This is a genomic window from Streptomyces spinosus (genome assembly GCF_020400655.1).
Taxonomy (GTDB): domain Bacteria; phylum Actinomycetota; class Actinomycetes; order Streptomycetales; family Streptomycetaceae; genus Streptomyces; species Streptomyces argyrophylli.
Map to the genome: position 1 here is coordinate 135,509 of NZ_JAINRC010000003.1, position 16,701 is coordinate 152,209.

General features: G+C 71.7%; 15 protein-coding genes. 5 read left to right on the forward strand and 10 right to left on the reverse strand.

All coding sequences use genetic code 11. The features are described 5' to 3' along the window. Positions 1 to 16: 16 nt before the first annotated feature. Complete coding sequence (locus tag LG395_RS07495; protein ID WP_225808861.1) at positions 17 to 829, reverse strand: trans-aconitate 2-methyltransferase; 813 nt, start codon at positions 827 to 829, stop codon at positions 17 to 19. A gap of 88 nt (positions 830 to 917) precedes the next feature. Between LG395_RS07495 and tamR the strand changes: the two genes are divergently transcribed. Beyond that, positions 918 to 1,415 carry a MarR family transcriptional regulator TamR gene (tamR, locus tag LG395_RS07500; protein ID WP_014673201.1) on the forward strand — a complete coding sequence of 166 codons (498 nt, stop codon included), beginning with the start codon at positions 918 to 920 and terminating at the stop codon, positions 1,413 to 1,415. On the opposite strand, the gene LG395_RS07505 is transcribed toward tamR, so the two are convergent. Further along, positions 1,374 to 2,141 carry a LuxR C-terminal-related transcriptional regulator gene (locus tag LG395_RS07505; RefSeq protein ID WP_225808862.1) on the reverse strand — a complete coding sequence of 256 codons (768 nt, stop codon included), beginning with the start codon at positions 2,139 to 2,141 and terminating at the stop codon, positions 1,374 to 1,376. The genes tamR and LG395_RS07505 overlap by 42 nt on opposite strands. 308 nt (positions 2,142 to 2,449) lie before the next feature. Between LG395_RS07505 and LG395_RS07510 the strand changes: the two genes are divergently transcribed. Continuing rightward, on the forward strand, positions 2,450 to 2,905 hold the full coding sequence (locus LG395_RS07510) for a GNAT family N-acetyltransferase (protein ID WP_225808863.1): 456 nt from the start codon (positions 2,450 to 2,452) through the stop codon (positions 2,903 to 2,905). 153 nt (positions 2,906 to 3,058) lie between these two features. Here the strand turns inward: LG395_RS07510 and LG395_RS07515 are convergent, their stop codons facing one another. The 4 genes from LG395_RS07515 to galT all read right to left on the reverse strand — a co-directional run bounded on the left by LG395_RS07515 (position 3,059) and on the right by galT (position 6,756). Beyond that, positions 3,059 to 3,406, reverse strand: a complete 348-nt coding sequence (locus LG395_RS07515; protein ID WP_225808864.1) for a hypothetical protein — start codon at positions 3,404 to 3,406, stop codon at positions 3,059 to 3,061. Positions 3,407 to 3,581: 175 nt separating this feature from the next. Next, positions 3,582 to 4,736: a galactokinase gene (gene galK / locus LG395_RS07520; protein WP_171155492.1), complete on the reverse strand. Its 1,155-nt coding sequence runs from the start codon at positions 4,734 to 4,736 to the stop codon at positions 3,582 to 3,584. Continuing rightward, positions 4,736 to 5,698, reverse strand: coding sequence for a UDP-glucose 4-epimerase GalE (galE, locus tag LG395_RS07525; RefSeq protein WP_225808865.1), 963 nt, complete (start codon positions 5,696 to 5,698; stop codon positions 4,736 to 4,738). The genes galK and galE overlap by 1 nt, the downstream gene beginning before the upstream one ends. After that, entirely contained in the window at positions 5,695 to 6,756 is a 1,062-nt protein-coding gene (gene galT / locus LG395_RS07530) for a galactose-1-phosphate uridylyltransferase (RefSeq protein ID WP_171155488.1), read from the reverse strand. The genes galE and galT overlap by 4 nt, the downstream gene beginning before the upstream one ends. 194 nt (positions 6,757 to 6,950) lie before the next feature. On the opposite strand from galT, the gene LG395_RS07535 reads away from it, so the two are divergent. Further along, positions 6,951 to 8,669, forward strand: a complete 1,719-nt coding sequence (locus LG395_RS07535) for a sodium:solute symporter family protein (RefSeq protein ID WP_225808866.1) — start codon at positions 6,951 to 6,953, stop codon at positions 8,667 to 8,669. Between the two features lie 20 nt (positions 8,670 to 8,689). After that, a complete protein-coding gene (locus LG395_RS07540) occupies positions 8,690 to 9,037 on the forward strand; it encodes a hypothetical protein (RefSeq protein ID WP_225808867.1) in 348 nt (115 codons plus the stop codon). Between the two features lie 111 nt (positions 9,038 to 9,148). Here LG395_RS07540 and LG395_RS07545 read toward each other — a convergent pair whose 3' ends face one another. From LG395_RS07545 to LG395_RS07560, 4 genes are all read right to left on the reverse strand, one after another. Then, on the reverse strand, positions 9,149 to 9,835 hold the full coding sequence (locus tag LG395_RS07545; RefSeq protein ID WP_225808868.1) for a helix-turn-helix transcriptional regulator: 687 nt from the start codon (positions 9,833 to 9,835) through the stop codon (positions 9,149 to 9,151). Positions 9,836 to 9,994: 159 nt separating this feature from the next. Further along, on the reverse strand, positions 9,995 to 11,815 hold the full coding sequence (locus LG395_RS07550) for an outer membrane protein assembly factor BamB family protein (RefSeq protein ID WP_225808869.1): 1,821 nt from the start codon (positions 11,813 to 11,815) through the stop codon (positions 9,995 to 9,997). Positions 11,816 to 11,918: 103 nt separating this feature from the next. Beyond that, on the reverse strand, positions 11,919 to 13,877 hold the full coding sequence (locus tag LG395_RS07555) for an outer membrane protein assembly factor BamB family protein (protein ID WP_225808870.1): 1,959 nt from the start codon (positions 13,875 to 13,877) through the stop codon (positions 11,919 to 11,921). A 235-nt stretch (positions 13,878 to 14,112) separates the two neighbouring features. Further along, entirely contained in the window at positions 14,113 to 15,921 is a 1,809-nt protein-coding gene (locus tag LG395_RS07560; RefSeq protein ID WP_225808871.1) for an ABC-F family ATP-binding cassette domain-containing protein, read from the reverse strand. Between the two features lie 183 nt (positions 15,922 to 16,104). Between LG395_RS07560 and LG395_RS07565 the strand changes: the two genes are divergently transcribed. Continuing rightward, positions 16,105 to 16,698, forward strand: coding sequence for a Uma2 family endonuclease (locus LG395_RS07565; RefSeq protein WP_014673215.1), 594 nt, complete (start codon positions 16,105 to 16,107; stop codon positions 16,696 to 16,698). Positions 16,699 to 16,701 lie beyond the last annotated feature (3 nt).

Below are 16,701 nucleotides of genomic sequence, written 5' to 3' on the forward strand. Positions count from 1 at the left end.
TTCTCCTTGGCCGCGCTCAGCCCTCCTTCACGGCCACGGCGAACAGCCGGCGGAAGGGCAGCACCGTGCCGTACGGCGCGCTCGGGTAGGCCTCCCGCAGCAGGTCCCGGTACTCGGCGACGAACGCGTCGCGCGCCTCGGGGTCGTCGGCGAGGGCGGTCAGCGCGGGCCGCAGGCCGGTGCCCTTCACCCAGTCCAGGACCGGGTCGTCGCCCTTGAGGACGTGGAGGTACGTCGTCTGCCAGACGTCGGCCGCGCAGCCCAGGCGGGTGAGGCGGTCCAGGTAGGTGCCGGGGGTGTGCACGGAGCCGGTGCGGCGCAGGACGCCGGCGAGGCGGTCGTGCCAGCGGGGCGTGCCGGCGAGGTCGCGCATGAGGGCGTGCAGCGGGGCGTCGATGTTGTCCGGGACCTGGAAGGCGAGGCTGCCGCCGGGGCGCAGTGCGGCGATCCAGTCGGGGAAGCGGTCGGCGTGGCCCGGCACCCACTGGAGGGTGGCGTTGGAGACGATCAGGTCGTAGGGCTCCGCGGGCGTCCAGGTCCGCACGTCGGCGTGGGCGAAGTCGAGCCGGCCGCCCCCGGGCGTGGGCCCCTCGTGGTCGACGTGGGCCTTGTCGAGCATCTCCGGCGAGTTGTCGTAGCCGGTGATGCGGGCGGTGGGCCAGCGGTCGGCGAGCAGGGCGGTGACGTTGCCGGGGCCGCAGCCGAGGTCGGCGATGCGGGGTGCGTCGCCGGGCAGGTCCGGGACGCGGGCGAGGAGGTCGGCGAAGGGCCGGGCCCGGTGCCCGGCGTGGCGGAGGTACTGGGCGGGGTCCCAGCTCGGCGTCGTCATGGCACCACTTTCCCCGCCAGCTTCTCTCGATGTCAAGAGACTCGACATCAAGAGACTTCACATCGACACAACCACTACACTGATCTCCATGGAGGACGAGGTCGATCGGCTGGTCGCAGCGTGGCGCCGGGAGCGCCCGGACCTCGACGTGGAGCCGCTGGAAGTGCTCAGCCGGGTGAGCCGACTCGCCCGGCACCTCGACCGCGCCCGCCGGCTCGCCTTCGCCGAGCACCAGCTGGAGCCGTGGGAGTTCGACGTGCTGACCGCGCTGCGGCGCGCGGGCACGCCGTACCAGCTCTCGCCCGGCCAACTGCTCACCCAGACCCTGGTCACCTCGGGCACGATGACCAACCGCATCGACCGGCTGGCGAAGAAGGGCCTGGTCGAGCGGCTGCCCGACCCCAGTGACCGGCGAGGTGTGCTGGTCCGGCTGACCGACGAGGGCCGCGACCGCGCGGACCAGGCGCTGGCGGGCCTGCTGGAGCAGGAGCGGGCGATCCTCGCCGAGCTGTCCCGCGCCCAGCGCGCCGAACTGGCCGGCCTGCTACGCCAGCTGACCGCTCCGTTCGACAACATCCCCGGTTAGGTCCGCCGGGCCCACCCCGGCCCGCCGGGCCAGCGCGACGGCGGCCAGCGTGGAGTGGACGCCCAGCTTTCCGAGGACGTTCTGCATGTGGGTGCGGACGGTGTGCGGGGAGAGGAACAGCCGCTCGGCGACGGCCTTGCGGCCGAGACCCGCGACCATACAGCGCAGCACCTCCCGCTCGCGCGGGGTGAGGGACTCCACCAGCCGCTCGCTCTCGGTGCGGTGCTTGCGCGCCGCCGTCAGCTCCTTCAGCACACCGGTGAGCAGCGCGGGCGGCAGATGCGTCTCGTCGCGCAGCACACCCCGGATCACCGTCAGCAGCCGGGACAGCGAGCAGTCCTTGGCGACCCAGCCGGACGCCCCGGCCTGGAGGGCGAGGGCGGCGCGGCGCGGGTCGTCCTTCTCGGCGAGGACGACGATCCGTACGGCGGGGTGGGCGGCCCGGACCCCGGTGACGAGCGAGATCCCGTCGACCAGGCCCTCCTCGTCGCCCTCCTGCACCGGTACGGCCGGGCGGGCGCCGGGCAGCCGGCCGCCCAGGTCGGCGTCGACCAGCAGGACGTCGTAGCGCCGGCCCTCGCCGGCCGCGCGCTCCAGGCAGCGCAGCGCGGCCGGGCCGCTGCCGGCGGCGAAGACGTCGACGTCGGGCTCGGCGGCCAGGGCGGCGGCGAGCGACTCGGCGAAGATGCGGTGGTCGTCCACGACCAGCACTCGGATGCGAACCACGTAACCCCCTTCCCCAGGCTCCGTGTGGAGCAGGGGATACCCAAGGTCCGGAAAGCTCCGGAATTGGTTGGCCCGGACAGCCCGGAAAGGATCCGGAGAACGACGACCGGCGCGGGTACGACACCCGTGGACGGGGACGCGCGCCGCACGGCCGCCGCCGTTGCGGACACTGCTACCCCCACCGCGGGCGCCGTACCCGCCTGTCTCGCCCCCTGAGCGGCACCGGCCCCCACCGATGCTGCTCCACAGATTACGGATGGCCGCACGCAGCGGAAGCCGAATCGCAGAACTGACCGTCCGGCGCGTTTATGGTGTGCCGCATGTTTCGTATTGAGGCGGGAGTCGACAAAGAGCGACGTGATCTGCTCCGCGCACGGCTGCGGGAGACCAACACGGCGGCGTCCCCGGTCCTGGCCGCGCTGCGCGGCACGCCCGGCGAACGCGAGACGCCCCTCCACCTGTGGGCACTGGACACCGCGGGCGGCCTGGCGGGCGGCCTGGTCGGCCACACCTGGACGACCTGGCTGCACGTCACCTACCTCTGGGTGGACGCCGCACACCGCGGCGCGGGTCTCGGCACCCGCCTGCTGGCGGAGGCGGAACGCATCGCCGCGACCGACCGCGGCTGCACGGCGTCCCGCCTGGAGACCTGGGACTTCCAGGCCCCGGACTTCTACCGGAAGCAGGGCTACGAGGTGGTGTGCGTGATCCCCGACTACCCGCCGGGGATCACGGAGTACACACTGACGAAGCGACTGGGCTGACGGGGGCTCACTCCACCGCTGCGGGCGGGGGCGGAGGCGGAGGCGGATAGGGCGGTCGGGACGGAACCCGGGGGCCGGGCGGGCCTGACGGCGCCGGCGGAGGCGGCTGAGGTTCCATCGAGCGCCGGGGGCGGGGTGCCGCGGACCGGGGAGTCAGGGGCGGAGCCGGGGCCGGCGGGGGCGGGGCGGCAGTTCCTCGCCCCCGCGCACCGGGCCGCCCGCTCGCAGCCGCTCGACGGTCCGCTGGGCCCGGCGGCGGGCCCGGGGGTCGTCGTCGCGCCGGAAGAGCAGCCGCACGCTGAGCGGGGTGCGATACCCGAACGCGAGACCGGCGCCGCGCGACTGCTCCGTGGCGATCAGCCGGTAGCCGAGCGCGTGCGCGATCTCCTCGGCCCGAGCCTCCACGGCCACCGGGCCCCGGATCTCGACCTGCCCCCGGCCGTCGAAGCGTGAGCGGATCTCGTCGTCCTCCATCAGCGGTCCCCGTAGGGCGGCTGCCATGTACGGCCTCCCCCGTCTCGTGCACCGCCGGGCACGGCGGTGACAGGCATGCACCTTACTGGTCATGCCGAATCCGAGGCGGAGGAGGGCACTTCGCCTTCGGGAGGACGGGGCCGGCGATGACGCCGGCCCCGTACCCGGTGACCGCGTACGGGGCCGGTCGGTAAGACGGGCGTCAGCTCAGCCGGCGGGCGCCCGCCGAGGGGACCGCTTCGAAGACGCGGGGAGCCTTGAAGTCCGCTGCGGCGAAGGCCTCTTCGACCGCCTTGGTCAGGGTGTCGACGTCGGCCGCCTCCGCCAGGACGATCGCCGAGCCGCCGAAGCCGCCGCCGGTCATGCGGGCGCCCAGGGCGCCGGCGGCGAGGGCCGTGTCGACGACCAGGTCCAGCTCCGGGCAGGAGATGCGGAAGTCGTCGCGCAGGGAGGCGTGGCCCTCGGTGAGGACCGGGCCGATGGCGCGGGTGTCGCCGGCGTGCAGCAGGGAGACGGTGCGTTCGACCCGCTCGTCCTCCGTGACGACGTGACGGACCAGGCGGACGATCTCCTCCTCGTCGCCGAGGCGGGCGAGGGCGGCGTCCAGGCCGTCGTAGGGGATGTCCCGCAGGGCGTCGACGCCGAGCAGGGCCGCGCCCTTCTCGCAGCCGGCCCGGCGCTTGCCGTACTCGCCACCGCTGTGGGCGTGCTTGACCTGGGTGTCGACCACCAGCAGGCGCAGGCCCCCGGCCACGAGGTCGAAGGGGATCTGCTGCTGGGACAGGTCACGGGTGTCCAGGAACAGCGCGTGGCCCTGCTCGCAGCAGGCCGACGCCGTCTGGTCCATGATCCCGGTCGGCGCGCCGACGTAGACGTTCTCGGCGCGCTGGCACAGGCGGGCCAGCCGCCAGCGCTGCAGGCCCAGGTCGTACAGGTCGTTCAGCGCGAGGGCGATCACGACCTCCAGCGCGGCCGACGAGGACAGGCCCGCGCCCGTCGGGACCGTGGAGGACAGGTGGATGTCGGCGCCGGTCACCTCGTGACCGGCCTCGCGCAGCGCCCACACCACACCCGCCGGGTACGCCGTCCACGCCTGGTCGGTCCCCGGGGCGAGGTCGTCCAGCCGCAGTTCCACGACCCCGCCCTCGACGTCCTGCGAGTGCAGGCGCAGGACGCCGTCGTCGCGGCGGGAGACCGCGGCGACCGCCTGGTGCGGCAGCGCGAACGGCATGACGAAGCCGTCGTTGTAGTCGGTGTGCTCACCGATCAGGTTGACCCGGCCGGGCGCCGCCCACACGCCCTCCGGTCCGGCCCCGTACAGCTCGGCGAAGCGCTCCGCGACCTGCTCTGCACCCACTAGTGCTCCTTCGAGATGCTCTGCGCGAACTCCCACGCGTCCGCGACGATGCCCGCGAGGTCCGCGCGGGTCGGGTTCCAGCCCAGTTTCTCGCGGGCGGTTTCCGCGGAGGCGACCAGGACGGCCGGGTCGCCGCCCCGGCGCGGGGCCACCACCTCGGGGATCGGGTGGCCGGTGACCTCGCGGACGGTCTCGATGACCTGGCGGACGGAGAAGCCGTTGCCGTTGCCGAGGTTGCAGATCAGGTGCTCGCCCGGGGTGGCGGCGCGGACGGCCAGCAGGTGGGCCTCGGCCAGGTCGGCGACGTGGATGTAGTCGCGGACGCAGGTGCCGTCGGGGGTCGGGTAGTCGTCGCCGTAGACCGAGATCGCGTCGCGGCGGCCCTGGGCGACCTGGAGGACCAGCGGGATCAGGTGCGACTCGGGGTCGTGCCGCTCGCCGTACGCGCCGTACGCGCCCGCCACGTTGAAGTAGCGCAGGGAGACCGCCGCCAGGCCGTGCGCGTGCGCCTCGCCGGTGATCATGTGGTCGACGGCGAGCTTGGAGGCGCCGTAGGGGCTGGTGGGCCGCGTCGGCGCGGTCTCCGGGATCGGGGTCTGCTCCGGCTCGCCGTAGGTGGCGGCGGTGGAGGAGAAGACCAGCTTGCGGACGCCGGCCTCGCGCATCGCGGCGAGCAGGGCCATGCTGCCGCCGACGTTGTTGTCCCAGTACTTCTCCGGCTTCACCACCGACTCGCCGACCTGCGAGAACGCGGCGAAGTGCAGCACGCCGTCGAAGGACGGGTCGAGCCACTTGGCGGCGTCGCGGATGTCGCCCTCGACGAAGGCCGCGCCGGCCGGGACGCCCGCGCGGAAGCCGGTGGAGAGGTTGTCGACGACGGTGACCTCGTGGCCGGCCTCCAGCAGGTGCTGGGCCACGACACTGCCGACGTATCCCGCGCCACCCGTCACCAGGTACTTCATGAACTCGCTACCTCTCGCAGTCGCTCGGCCGCGCGCTCCGGCGGCACGTCGTTGATGAACACACTCATGCCGGACTCGGAACCCGCGAGGAACTTCAGCTTGCCGGAAGTACGGCGGATGGTGAAAAGCTCGAGGTGGAGCGCGAAGTCGTCGCGCGTGACACCGTCGAACTCCTCCAGCGCGCCGAACGGGGCCTGGTGCCAGGCCGAGATGTACGGCGTCGGAGGCTCACCCTCGCCGAAGATCCGGTCGAAGCGCCTCAAGAGTTCCAGATAGACCTGGGGGAACTCTGTGCGGGCGGCCTCGTCCAGTGCGAGCAGGTCGGGCACGCGGCGCCTGGGGTACAGGTGGACCTCGTACGGCCAGTGCGCCGCGTACGGCACGAAGGCCGCCCAGTGTTCACCCTCGAGGACGACCCGTTCGCCGGCGAGTTCCCGTTCCAGGACCGCGTCGAAGAGGTTCTCGCCGCCGGTGGCCTCCTTGTGGGCGGCGAGAGAGCGGAGCATCAGCGCGGTGCGCGGGGTGGTGAAGGGGTAGGCGTAGATCTGCCCGTGGGGGTGCCCGAGGGTCACGCCGATCTCGGCACCGCGGTTCTCGAAGCAGAACACCTGCTCGACGGAGGGCAGATGCGACAGCTCCGACGTGCGGTCCGTCCACGCGTCCAGCACCAGCCGTGCCTGCTCGACGCCGAGGTCCGCGAAGGAGGCGTCGTGGTCGGAGGTGAAGCAGACGACCTCGCAGCGGCCGGAGTCGCCGGCGAGGGAGGGGAACCGGTTCTCGAAGACGACGACGTCGTAGGAGGAGTCCGGGATCTCGCTGAGCCGGTCGCCGCGGGTGGGGCACAGCGGGCACTCGTCGGCGGGCGGGTGGTAGGTGCGGCCCTGGCGGTGCGAGGCCACGGCGACCGAGTCGCCGAGCAGCGGGTCGCGGCGGATCTCGGACGTGGTGACCGTACGGTCCAGCGGGCGCCGGTCGACCGCGTCACGCACGGTGTCGTCCCGCAGGTCGTAGTAGATCAGCTCACGACCGTCGGCCAGCCGGGTCGAGGTCTTCTTCACGCCGGACTCCTTGTTCGGGCCCTACGGGTGTGTCCGCACCCAATCACTCAACACAAACAAACATAACAGACCACAACTCCACAACACCTCGGTCGATCACAATCAAACAAAGAACACCAGTCGAAGTGTTCAAATATCGAACACGGCGGCGTAGGTTCCGCTCTGGATCAGTTCGCGCAACGAAGCGAGTTCTCATGCAAACCCCCACATACGCCCCCACCTACCTGGCGGCGGAGCTACGGCTCCCCACCAACTGGCTGGACTACACGATCCTGGCGATCTACTTCGTCGTCGTCCTGGGCATCGGCTTCGCGGCCCGCCGCTCGGTCAAGACGAGCCTCGACTTCTTCCTCTCCGGACGCTCGCTGCCCGCCTGGATCACCGGCCTCGCCTTCATCTCGGCGAACCTGGCGGCCACCGAGATCCTCGGCATGGCCGCCAACAGCGCCCAGTACGGCGCCTACACCGTCCACTGGTACTGGATCGGCGCCATCCCCGCCATGGTCTTCCTCGGCCTGGTGATGATGCCCTTCTACTACGGCAGCAAGGTCCGCTCGGTCCCCGAGTTCCTGCTGCTGCGCTTCGACCGGGGCGCCCACCTGCTCGCGTCGATCCTGTTCGCGTTCGCCGCCATCCTGATCGCGGGCGTCAACCTCTACGCCCTCTCGATCGTCGTCGAGGCCCTGCTCGGCTGGCCGCAGTGGGTCGCCATCGTCGTCGCCGGCGCGTTCGTCCTCGCGTACATCACCCTGGGCGGCCTGTCCTCGGCGATCTACAACGAGGTCCTCCAGTTCTTCGTGATCCTGGCCGCGCTCATCCCGATCACGATCCTCGGCCTGAAGAAGGTCGGCGGCTGGGGCGGCCTGACCGACAAGCTGACCGCGACCCACGGAGCCGACTTCACCACCGCGTGGGGCGGCACCGGCATCGGGCACGCCAACCCGCTCGGCGCGAACTGGCTGACCATCGTCCTCGGCCTCGGTTTCGTGCTCTCCTTCGGCTACTGGACCACCAACTTCGCCGAGGTGCAGCGCGCCCTGTCGGCGAAGAACCTCTCGGCGGGTCAGCGCACGCCGCTCATCGCGGCCTACCCCAAGATCTTCATCGTCTTCCTGGTGATGATCCCGGGCCTGGTCGCCGCCGCGATCGTGCCGAAGTTCGGCACCGCCGGCTCCGGCTACCAGTACAACGACGCGATCCCCTTCCTGATGCAGGAACTGCTGCCCAACGGTGTCCTCGGCATCGCCGTCACCGGTCTGCTGGCGGCCTTCATGGCGGGCATGGCGGCCAACGTGTCGTCCTTCAACACGGTGTTCACCAACGACATCTGGGCGAAGTACGTGGTGCGGGGGCGCGAGGACGGCTACTACGTCCGCTTCGGCCGGCTGATCACCGCGATCGGCGTCTGCGCCTCCGTCGGCACGGCGTTCCTGGCGTCCTCGTTCTCGAACATCATGAGCTACCTGCAGACGCTGTTCTCCTTCTTCAACGTGCCGATGTTCGTCGTCTTCATCGTCGGCATGTTCTGGAAGCGGGCGTCCGCGAAGTCCGGGTTCTGGGGCCTGCTCGCCGGCACCGTCACCGCGATGGTCAACTACTTCGTCCTCTACAAGAAGGACATCATCTCCCTCCCGACCGACCAGGGCGCCAACTTCGTCTCCGCCATCGCGGGCTTCGTCGCCGGCGCCGTGGTGATGGTCGCGGTGTCCCTGTTCACCAGGCCGAAGCCGGTAGAGGAGTTGCAGGGCCTGGTCTACGGCACCCGCCCCCAGACTCCGTCCGGGGGCACCCCCACCCCCGGCATGTCCGAAGCGCCCGCCGAGGGCGACGACGCGTGGTACCGCAAGCCGGCCCTGCTGGGCTGGGGCGCGGTCGCGCTGGCCGCCGTCTGCTACATCCCGTTCTCGTTCTGACGCGGGAGGATCGAGGAACCATGACCGAGCACCCTGACCACCCCGAGCAGGCTCGTCGCCCGCTGCACTACACCGATCGGGACGTCCAGCGGGAGGTCTCCGAGCTGGAGACCAAGTCGGCGACCGCAGCGCGCATCTTCGACCTGCGGCGCATCATCGGCGGACTCTTCGTGGTCTACGGCGTCATCGTCACGATCACCGGGATCACCGACTCGCAGGCCGCGATCGACAAGGCCGAGGGCGTGAACATCAATCTGTGGACCGGGATCGGCATGCTGCTCCTGGGCGTCTTCTTCCTGGCCTGGCTGAAGCTGCGGCCCACTCCCCCGCCGCTTCCTCCGGAGGGTCTGCCGGAAGAGAAGGAGTAGGTCCGGGGCCGACAGGCCGTGTCCCGACTGCGGGCGCGCGGGGGCTGGTCGCGCAGTTCCCCGCGCCCCTTCCCCGCGCCCCTTCGGGCCGCTGCCCCCAGCGCTGGGCGCCTAGTCGGCGGACGCGTCCCGCAGGGGGCCCGCGCGGTCCAGCAGGCCCGTCCGGGCCGCCAGGGCCGCTGCCTCCAGGCGGGAGCCCACGCCCAGTTTCATCAGCACCCGCTGGACGTGCGTACGCGCCGTGCTCGGTGCGATGCCCATGCCCGCCGCGATCCGCCGCGTGTCCTCCCCGTCGGCCACCCGCACCAGCACCTCCACCTCCCGCGGCGTCAGCATCTCCAGCAACCGCTGGGCCTCGTCATCGGGCTGCGCGGCCGGGTTCAGCAGCTCGCCGAAGGCCCCCTGGAGCAGTTGCGGAGCCACCGCCGCCTCCCCGGCCCGGGCCTTCATGATGGCCCGCTCGACGCCCTCGATCCGCTCGTCGTGCCGCACGTACCCCGACGCTCCCGCGGCGAAGGCCGCCGCGATGCCGCGCGGTGACGGCACCGGGCCCAGCACCAGCACCGCCACCTGCGGACGCTCCCGCTTGATCTTGACCACCGGGTCGAAGATCCCCGGCTCGGCCGGTGCCGCCGTGCCCAGCAGGCACACCTCGGGCGCCCGCGCGATCACGAGGTCCGCCGCGCCCGCGGCCGGCGCCGCCGCGGCGAGCACCCGGTGCCCGCGCAGCTTCAGCGCGGACGCCAGCGCCTCCGCGAGCAGCCGATGGTCGTCCACGACCATGAGCCGCACTCCCATAGAGCAACCCCCCAGTCCCCCCGGCACCCCCGCCCTTCATGCCCCCGGAAGCTACACGCTTGTTCGACGTCGCGCTGCCCCTCTTCATGAGAAGTGCCCCGGATCGATGAAATCCGGGGCACTTCTCGGCAAGTCACTCATTCGGGTGAGGCCGGCGGATCAGCCGTCCGTGCCGAACGCCATCACGAGGTACTCCTTGCTGTACGACGACATGTCCCGCTCCTTGGCGAACACGGCGGACATGTACAGCCGACCCTTGCCGAAGCGGAGCTCGGCGTACTCCGGCAGCAGGTTGACCTCGGAGTCCCGCACGCTCTTGGTGGACGGGTTCTCCAGCAGCCTGGTCATCTTGAACGAGCCGCCGTCGATGCTGACGACCTGGCCGCCCTTGTTGTACGGCGGCGCGTTGTAGGCGATCAGGTTGCCGCCGTCCATGCGCAGCGGGGAGAGCGTGTAACCGTCGCCGGCCTCGGCGCGCTGGCCGGTCGGCTTGCCGGTCCTGAGGTCGAAGGCGACGATCTCGTTGGTCCGGGTGTACTCGCCCTTGCCGTCGTGCGCCTCGGTCATCAGGTACAGCCTGCCGTTGCCCGCCACGATCTGCCGGCAGTCCTCGACGCGGGTGGTGCCGTCGCAGCGGCCCCCGTAGGTGTCGCCGGGCGCCGGGATGCGGGCGAGCAGCTTGCCGGTCCTGTCGTCGATGGAGAAGTAGTCCGAGACACCGCTGCCGTCGCCCGCGCTCTGCCCGACGTCGGCCGCGACCACCAGCGGGTCCGTGGACACCACGGAGGCGTACGCGACACCGTCCGGCATCCTGTACTCGGAGATCACCTTGCCGCTGACCGGGTCGATGGTCTGGATGCTGAGCTGCGGGTCGTCGTACGCGCCGCACTTGCGCACCGCGACCAGCCGGGTGCCGCCGCCGTACCCCTCGTCGTGGCAGGTGTCGTCGGGCTTCGGCTGCCACAGCGATTTGCCGGACTCGATGTCGAACGCGGCGCCGCCGTCGGTGCCGCCGACCGCGACGGTGTGCTGAGCGACCGTCACATTGGCGAAGGTGACCGGGTAGTCACCGGACTTGACCGACTTCGTCCACAGCTTCTTCCCCGCGGTGAGGTCGATCGCGGCGACCTGGCTGCACCCCGCGGAGGAGCCCTTCTCCGGCATCTTCGGCTGGAAGGCGATCGCCGTCCGGCCTTCCTCGTCGACGTGCTTGCTGGCCGCGCAGACCGGGCCGGGCAGCTTGACCGTCCACAGCTCGGTGCCCTTCACCGGGTCGTAGCCGGTGATCTTCGCGATGCCGCTCTTGGCGTACACCGTGTCCGTCAGCCACGAGCCCGCGGTGCTGACCGTGTCGTCCGCCTTGGGCAGCGGCACCCCGAAGAGCAGCCGGGCGGACGGGTCGGCGGGCACCTTCTCCTTGCCGCCACCGCCGCCGGTGCCCCCGGAGCCCTTGTCGTCCGGGCCGCCGGTGCCGCCGCCGGAGGACGCGGTGCCGTGCTTGCCGTCGTGCCCGGAGGATGTGGCGTACCAGATGCCGCCGCCGATGATCAGCGCGATGGCGACGACCGCCGCGACGACGATGAACAGCACGGCGTTGTTCCGCCCGCCGCCCGCTTCCGGCCGGGGCGCCATCGGCACGGTCGGCGGCTGCCCCTGGCCGGGATAGCCGTAACCCGGCTGCACGCCCTGCGCGGGCTGCATGGGCTGCGTGGGCTGGGCGTACGGGTTGTGCGGCTGGGCTCCGTAGCCGGGGAACTGCGGCGCGGTGGGGGCCGGGGGCTGCTGCGCGTAGGGGTTCTGCTGCGCACCGGGGTAGCCGTAACCGGGCTGCGGCGGCTGCGGGGGCGGGGCCTGCGGATACCCGTACCCCGGCTGCGGCTGCTGCGGGGGCTGGGGAGGCTGGGCCGGCGGCTGCGGGGGCTGGGCCGGCGGCTGGTTCGGGGGCGGCTGGTTCGGGGGCGGCTGGGGCGGCTGGGTCATGGCGCGGGTACCTCGGTGACGCTCGGAAGGCCGTACGGCGGGCGGGACTCGGGAAGGACGGGCCGCGGCCGGCGCGGGGGCCGGCCGGGACGACGCGCCGGGCTCAGTTGCCGAAGGCCATCATGAGCTTCTCCTTCGAGTCGTCGTCGCCGGACAGCCGGCCCGAGGAGATGAAGAACCGCCCGTCGACCCAGTCGACGACGCCGTCGTAGAACGTGTCCTCGGCGTCGGCGGCGCCCTGCGGGTTCCGCAGGAGCCCGGTCGTCCTGTGGGAGGAGCCGGTGACCGGCACCGACACCACCTGGCCGCCCGCGTCGTACGACGGCCGCACATAGGCGATGAGCTTGCCGCCCTCGACCTTCACCGGTGCCATCGGCCGGTCCACCGGGGACTTCACCCGCCACTTCGCCTTGCCGTCGGAGAGGCTGATCGCGACGATCTCGTTGGCGCTGACGGTGGAGTCGGTGGGCAGGTAGAGCATGCCGGCGTCGACCGCGACGCCCTGGCAGCCCTGCAACTCGCGTTCGAGGACGGCCCAGCCGCAGCGGGGGGCGAACTTCTCGTTCACCTTCACCTCGGAACGGAACTTGCCGTCCGCGGTCAACGTGGAGATGTTCCAGGCCTTCTTGTCCCGGTTGGTCAGGTAGACCACGAGCGGGTCGACCGAGTAGGTGCGGGTCACCTCCCAGCCCTTCTTGAGCGACTGGGTCCAGCGCACCTTGCCCGTGGCCGGGTCGAGCTCCTGGATCTCCTCGTGCTCCCTGGCGGTGCCGGCGCCGCAGGAGGCCACCTGGACCAGCCGGTTGGTGCCGCCCGCGAAGGCGGCCGGGAAGCAGGCCGCGCCGTACTTCTTCTTGTCGTACAGCTTCTTGCCGCTGTCGATGTCGTACGCGGTGCCCGACTGCGAACGGCCCACCATCAGCGTCTTGCCGCTGACCGTCAGTTCGACGCTGAGCGCGCTGTCGAACAGCCCGCCGTCGGCGACCTCGGTGCTCCACCCCTTGGCGCCGGTGCGCAGGTCGAGCTGCTGGAGCTGGTTGCACTTGGCGCGGTCGCCGCCGCCGTTCATGTACGCCACGACGATCTTGTCGTCGGCCGACTTCTGCGGGGTGACCGCGCAGATCTTCTGCGGGAGGGCGAGCGGCCCCCAGGCGGTGCCGCCGTCGCCGGTGCGGAACGCGAAGACCTGCTTGTAGGCCGCCTTCACCGCCGTGTCGCCGGTGATCCACATGCCGGGCGCGTCGGCGCCGGAGGCCGGGGCGTCGGGCGCCGGCTTGTACCAGAGCACCTTCGCCTCGCCGGGCCGGCGGCCCTCGTTGAGGTTCTCCGGGTCCGCGCCGCCGGACGTGGTCGGCGAGGCGGTGGCGGAGTCCTTGGGGTCGTCGCTCTGCCGGGCGACCGGCTTCTTCTTGCCGCCGCCGTCGCCGTCGCCGGTGACCGCGAACACCGTGCCGCCGATGACGAGCAGCGCGGCGACCGCGGACCCGGTGATCAGCGCGGTCTTCTTCCGGGAGGCCCGCTTGCCGCCGAAGGGCCCGCCGGGCGCGGCGCCGGGCATGCCCGGGTACGGCGGCTGGGGCGGGTGGCCGTAGCCGGGCTGCGGGGCGCCGTACGGGCCGGGCTGCTGCGGGTAGTTGTAGGGACCGGGGGCGGCGCCGTACGGGCCCGGCTGCGGGGGCTGCTGCGGATAGCCGTAGCCCGGCGGAGGCTGCGGGGGTTGCTGCGGAGGACCGGCGGGCGGCTGCGGCGCGCCGAAACCGCCCTGCGCCGGCGGCGTCTGGGGAGCGGGCCCGAAGCCACCCTGCGCCGGCGGCGTCTGGGGAGCGGGCCCGAAGCCACCCTGCGCCGGCGGCGTCTGGGGAGCGGCCCCGAAGCCACCCTGTGCCGGCGGCGTCTGCGGGGGCGGGCCGAAGCCGCCGGTCTGCGCAGGCCGGTCCCCCGGCGGCTGGTCCTGCGGCGGCCGGTCGCCCGGCGGCTGGTCCTGCGGCGGCCGGTCGCCCGGCGGCTGGTCCTGCGGCGGGCCGAACGCGCCGTGCGGCGGCTGGTCGGGCGGCTGAGTCATCAGCGCTCTTCCCCCTCGTTCACTGATTTTTAGCCACGCCCTGAGGTTCGTGACGGACTCAAGGTCGTTCTCAGACTGTTCTCAGACGGCTCTTTCTATCACCAGGTACAGACAGCACACGGGGCCGTGTCCTCCCCTGTTCCCAAGGGACGACCGGCCCGTGATGCCGTCGTTACGCGCCTTCACGCCCCCTTCACGCGGCGCACGCGCCCCCTGCGTGAGCAGGGGTCGGGGATCAGGCGTCCTCCGCCAGTTCCAGCCAGCGCAGCTCCAGTTCCTCGCGTTCCCCGGCGAGGTCCCGCAACTGGGCGTCGAGTTCGGCGACCTTCGCGAAGTCGGTGGCGTTGTCGGCGATCTGGGTGTGCAGCCTGGACTCCTTCTCGGAGATCCGGTCCAACTGGCGTTCGATCTTCTGGAGTTCCTTCTTCGCGGCGCGCTGGTCGGCCGCGCTCCTCTCCTGCGTGACCGGCTTGGGCGCCGCGGCGGCGGTCTGCGCGGCGACCGCCTCCTCCATCCGCTGCCGCCGCTCCAGGTACTCGTCGATGCCGCGCGGCAGCATCCGCAGCGTGCCGTCGCCGAGCAGGGCGAACACCCGGTCCGTCGTCCGCTCCACGAAGAACCGGTCGTGGGAGATGACGATCATCGAGCCGGGCCAGCCGTCGAGGACGTCCTCCAGCTGGGTGAGCGTCTCGATGTCGAGGTCGTTGGTGGGCTCGTCCAGGAAGAGCACGTTGGGCTCGTCCATGAGCAGCCGCAGCAGTTGCAGGCGCCGCCGCTCGCCGCCGGAGAGGTCCCCGACCGGCGTCCACTGCTTCTCCTTGCCGAACCCGAACGTCTCGCACAGCTGCCCGGCCGTCATCTCGCGGCCCTTGCCGAGGTCGACGCGCTCCCGGACCCGCTGCACGGCCTCCAGCACCCGCCACGTCGGGTCCAGTTCGGCGACCTCCTGGGAGAGGTAGGCGAGCTTGACGGTCTTCCCGACGGCGATGCGGCCGCCGGCGGGCTGCTCCTCGCCCTCGGTCCGCGCGGCCTCGGCCATGGCGCGCAGCAGCGAGGTCTTGCCGGCGCCGTTGACCCCGACGAGGCCGATCCGGTCGCCCGGGCCGAGCTGCCAGGTGACGTGCTTGAGCAGCACCTTCGGCCCGGCCTGCACGGTGACGTCCTCCAGGTCGAAGACGGTCCTGCCGAGCCGGGAGGAGGCGAACTTCATCAGCTCGCTGCTGTCCCGGGGCGGCGGCACGTCCGCGATCAGCTCGTTGGCGGCCTCCACGCGGAAGCGCGGCTTGGAGGTGCGGGCGGGTGCGCCCCGCCGCAGCCACGCCAGCTCCTTGCGGATCAGGTTCTGCCGCTTGGCCTCCTCGGTCGCGGCGATCCGCTCGCGCTCGGCACGGGCGAAGACGTAGTCGGAGTAGCCGCCCTCGTACTCGTACACGTCACCGCGCTGCACGTCCCACATGCGCGTGCACACCTGGTCGAGGAACCACCGGTCGTGCGTCACGCACACCAGCGCCGAGCGCCGGTTCTGCAGGTGCCGGGCGAGCCAGGCGATGCCCTCGACGTCGAGGTGGTTGGTGGGCTCGTCCAGGACGAGCAGGTCCTGCTCCTCGATGAGCAGCTTGGCCAGCGCGATCCGGCGCCGCTCGCCACCGGACAGCGGGCCGATGACGGTGTCCAGCCCCTTCGGGAAGCCCGGCAGGTCCAGCCCGCCGAACAGCCCGGTCAGGACGTCCCTGACCTTGGCGTTGCCGGCCCACTCGTGGTCGGCCATGTCGCCGATGACCTCGTGACGCACGGTGGCCGCGGGGTCGAGGGAGTCGTGCTGGGTGAGCACGCCGATCCGCAGTCCGCCGGAGTGCGTGACCCGCCCGGTGTCGGCCTCCTCCAGCTTGGCGAGCATCCGGATGAGGGTGGTCTTGCCGTCGCCGTTGCGTCCGACGACCCCGATCCGGTCCCCTTCCTGCACACCGAGCGAGACACCGTCCAGCAGGGCACGGGTGCCGTACACCTTGCTGACGTTCTCGACATTGACCAGGTTGACGGCCATTTCACTCCTGTGCGCGGGGCTGTGACGGTGTGCGGCTCCGCCGCGTGGGTCAGCCTTCTAGCGTAGGGCCTGCGGGGGTGAGGGCGGGGCGCGAGGGGGTTGTCACTCTTTGTGATGACGTGATCGGTGCAGGGTCGCTACGGTGGGAAGGCAGGCCGCAGGATCCCGTCCATGGGAGGAACCATGACCGCCGAGCCCGCAGAGCACCGCCGTCAGTGGCCGGTGCCACCCCTGGACGGCTACACCGTGGACGACCTGTTCACGCTGCCGGATCTCCCGCCGCACACCGAGCTGATCGACGGGAGCCTGGTGTTCGTGAGCCCCCAGCGCTACTTCCACTTCGCCGCGATCCACCTGCTGGCGAATGGGCTGCGCAGCACCGTGCCGTCCGACTTGAAGGTCGTGTGCGAGATGACGGTGGTATTGGACCGGCGTAACGGTCCGGAGCCGGACATCTCCGTGGTCCGCGCCGAGGCCGTCACCGGCCCGCGCCAGACCCGGTTCGAAGCGGCCGACGTCCTGCTCGCCGTCGAGGTGATCTCACCGGACTCCGAGGCCCGCGACCGCGACACCAAACCGCACAAGTACGCCGCAGCCGGCATTCCCCATTTCTGGCTGGTCGACATGGCGGGCCAGGATGACCACCCTGTCGTCCAGGTGTACGAACGCGGCGAGGCCACCGGTACCTACGCGTTGACAGGCATTTACCACGACCACGTCAAGGTGAGCGTCCCCTACGACATTCTCATCGACCTGACCACCTTCAACGAGTACTGAACC

Coding starts and splice junctions, on each gene's coding strand:
- LG395_RS07555 (WP_225808870.1), bottom strand. CDS start 13,877: ATGACTCAGCCGCCCGACCAGCCGCCGCACGGCGCGTTCGGCCCGCCG.
- LG395_RS07515 (WP_225808864.1), bottom strand. CDS start 3,406: ATGGCAGCCGCCCTACGGGGACCGCTGATGGAGGACGACGAGATCCGC.
- LG395_RS07550 (WP_225808869.1), bottom strand. CDS start 11,815: ATGACCCAGCCGCCCCAGCCGCCCCCGAACCAGCCGCCCCCGAACCAG.
- LG395_RS07535 (WP_225808866.1), top strand. CDS start 6,951: ATGCAAACCCCCACATACGCCCCCACCTACCTGGCGGCGGAGCTACGG.
- LG395_RS07565 (WP_014673215.1), top strand. CDS start 16,105: ATGACCGCCGAGCCCGCAGAGCACCGCCGTCAGTGGCCGGTGCCACCC.
- galE (WP_225808865.1), bottom strand. CDS start 5,698: ATGAAGTACCTGGTGACGGGTGGCGCGGGATACGTCGGCAGTGTCGTG.
- LG395_RS07540 (WP_225808867.1), top strand. CDS start 8,690: ATGACCGAGCACCCTGACCACCCCGAGCAGGCTCGTCGCCCGCTGCAC.
- LG395_RS07510 (WP_225808863.1), top strand. CDS start 2,450: ATGGTGTGCCGCATGTTTCGTATTGAGGCGGGAGTCGACAAAGAGCGA.
- LG395_RS07560 (WP_225808871.1), bottom strand. CDS start 15,921: ATGGCCGTCAACCTGGTCAATGTCGAGAACGTCAGCAAGGTGTACGGC.
- tamR (WP_014673201.1), top strand. CDS start 918: ATGGAGGACGAGGTCGATCGGCTGGTCGCAGCGTGGCGCCGGGAGCGC.
- LG395_RS07545 (WP_225808868.1), bottom strand. CDS start 9,835: ATGGGAGTGCGGCTCATGGTCGTGGACGACCATCGGCTGCTCGCGGAG.
- LG395_RS07495 (WP_225808861.1), bottom strand. CDS start 829: ATGACGACGCCGAGCTGGGACCCCGCCCAGTACCTCCGCCACGCCGGG.